Genomic DNA, 2910 nt, shown 5'->3' with positions numbered 1-2910 from the left:
GGCGTCGGGGGCTTTCTAACAATCTTTGGCAACGGCCTACTTTCCCGCAAGAAGATATGCAGTATCATCGGCGATGGAGAGCTTAACTGCCGAGTTCGGGATGGGATCGGGTGTACCCTCTCCTCCATGGTCACCAAAGAAATTTTGCTGTGTCTTTTGCGATTTGCCGGCGGCAGGCGGCGCGGTTTTTCCGGTCATGGGCGGGTTAAGCCCCTTGCCTGCGCAAGCTGCCTGTCTTTCCTGCCAAACGCAAACTCCGCACCAAAACCAGGCGGGAGGGGCAGGAAAAGGCCAGCTCGCAAAAGAATACACTCTGCGATTGTCAAAATATTAATTGACAGGGAAGGAAGGAGTTTCAGGCAAAAACAAGCCTCACGGGCTATTAGTACCGGTCAGCTTCACGCCTCGCGGCGCTTCCACCTCCGGCCTATCAACGAGGTAGTCTCCCTCGGCCCTTCAGGGATTGCTCCAGGGAAAACTTATCTTAAGGCAGGCTTCCCGCTTAGATGCTTTCAGCGGTTATCCCTTCCGCACATAGCTACCCTGCTCTGCCGTTGGCACGACAACAGGTCCACCAGGGGTGCGTCCATCCCGGTCCTCTCGTACTAGGGACAGGCCCTTTCAATTTTCCAACGCCCACAGAAGATAGGGACCAAACTGTCTCACGACGTTTTAAACCCAGCTCGCGTACCACTTTAAACGGCGAACAGCCGTACCCTTGGGACCTGCTTCAGCCCCAGGATGTGATGAGCCGACATCGAGGTGCCAAACCGCATCGTCGATGTGAACTCTTGGATGCGATCAGCCTGTTATCCCCGGCGTACCTTTTATCCAATGAGCGATGGCCCTTCCATGCGGGACCACCGGATCACTAACACCTACTTTCGTACCTGCTCGAGATGTCTCTCTTGCAGTCAAGCTCCCTTCTGCGTTTGCACTCGACGGCTGGTTTCCAATCAGCCTGAGGGAACCTTTGCATGCCTCCGTTACTTTTTGGGAGGCGACCGCCCCAGTCAAACTACCCACCAGACACTGTTCCCCTGCCGGGTTACGGCGAGGGGTTAGGGACCTGAAAAAACAAGGGTGGTATTTCAACAATGACTCCCCCCATACTGGCGTACAGGGTTCGCAGTCTCCCACCTATCCTACACATGCAGGTTCAAATCCCAATGTCAAGCTATAGTAAAGGTGCACAGGGTCTTTCCGTCTTTCTGCGGGTACACGGCATTTTCACCGCGACTTCAATTTCACCGAGTCTCTGGCCGAGACAGTGTGGAGATCGTTACGCCATTCGTGCAGGTCGGAACTTACCCGACAAGGAATTTCGCTACCTTAGGACCGTTATAGTTACGGCCGCCGTTTACCGGGGCTTCAATTCGGAGCTTCGCTTGCGCTGACCCCTCCTTTTAACCTTCCGGCACCGGGCAGGCGTCAGTCCGTATACGTCGTCTTTAGGACTTCGCACAGACCTATGTTTTTAGTAAACAGTCGCCACCACCATTTCACTGCGGCTCCCTCAGGCTCTACAAGTGAATCATATCACCCGAAGGAGCACCCCTTCTTCCGAAGGTACGGGGTTATTTTGCCGAGTTCCTTGGCCAGAGTTCTCTCGAGCGCCTTGGATTATTCATCCCACCCACCTGAGTTGGTTTCCGGTACGGTTTGCGTATTCTATACTTAGAAGCTTTTCTTGGCAGTAGAGACTCAGCGGCTTCAGGCCTTGCGGCCACGGACTCGCATCTCGGCATACAGGAAAACGGATTTGCCTGTTTCCCTTGCCTACCTGCTTGCACCGGGTATTCCAACACCCGGACCGCCTATCTTCCTGCGTCCCTCCTTCGCGCGAATACACAAGTACGTGAATATTAACACGTTTCCCATCAGCTACGCCTTTCAGCCTCGCCTTAGGGGCCGACTAACTCCGGGAAGATTACCTTTACCCGGAAAACCTTGGGTTTACGGCGAACGGGTTTTTCACCCGTTTTATCGTTACTCATGTCAGCATAATCACTTCTCCGCAGTCCAGCATGGCTTACGCCACACCTTCAGCCCGCGAAGAACGCTCCCCTACCAGACCGCTTGCGCGGAATTCAAAGCTTCGGCACTATGCTTAGCCCCGTTACATTTTCGGCGCAACGTCATTAGACCAGTGAGCTATTACGCTTTCTTTAAACGATGGCTGCTTCTAAGCCAACGTCCTGGGTGTCTCTACAACGTCACCACCTTAACCACTGAGCATAGATTTGGAGGCCTTAGCTGTTGATCTGGGCTCTTACCCTCTCGACAACGGACCTTAGCACCCGCTGTCTGACTCCCGTGGTACATCTCATCGGCATTCTGAGTTTGAAAGAGTTTGGTAATCTGGTAGGACCCCTAGCTCTGTCAGTGCTTTACCTCCGATAGACAATCCACGAGGCTATACCTCAATATATTTCGGGGAGAACCAGCTATCACCGGGTTTGATTGGCCTTTCACCCCTATCCACAAGTCATCCCAAACGTTTTCAGCCGTTATGGGTTCGGTCCTCCACAAGGTTTTACCCGTGCTTCAACCTGCTCATGGATAGATCACCCGGTTTCGGGTCTAATCCGCACTACTTTCGCCCTGTTCAGACTCGCTTTCGCTACGGCTCCACTTGCGCTTAACCTTGCAGTACAGATTAACTCGCTGACTCATTATGCAAAAGGCACGTGGTCACCCCGCACTCACTTTAAGGCATGAAGACAACGTTCTGCATCTTCACGCCTTAAAGTGAGTGTGGGGCCCCCACAGCTTGTAAGCATCAGGTTTCAGATTCTCTTTCACTCCCCTGACAGGGGTTCTTTTCACCTTTCCCTCACGGTACTGGTGCACTATCGGTCGTCGGTTAGTACTTAGCCTTGGAAGATGGTCCTCCCGGATTCCCACGGG

2 rRNA genes (1 of these 2 running past the window's edge) are annotated in these 2910 nt (G+C 53.3%); both read right to left on the bottom strand.

The window, feature by feature from the left end:
- Window positions 1-23: 23 nt before the first annotated feature.
- Window positions 24-138, bottom strand: a 5S ribosomal RNA gene (rrf, locus tag G7Y52_RS14330).
- A 223-nt stretch (window positions 139-361) separates the two neighbouring features.
- Window positions 362-2910, bottom strand: a 23S ribosomal RNA gene (locus G7Y52_RS14325) (it continues 435 nt past the right edge of the window).

Origin of the sequence: Desulfovibrio sp. ZJ200 (assembly GCF_011039095.1) — a bacterium.
In the GTDB taxonomy this organism is placed as follows: Bacteria; Desulfobacterota; Desulfovibrionia; order Desulfovibrionales; family Desulfovibrionaceae; genus Desulfovibrio.
The sequence above is the reverse complement of the archived record's forward strand: the minus strand, read 5'-3'. Positions and strand labels throughout refer to the sequence as shown.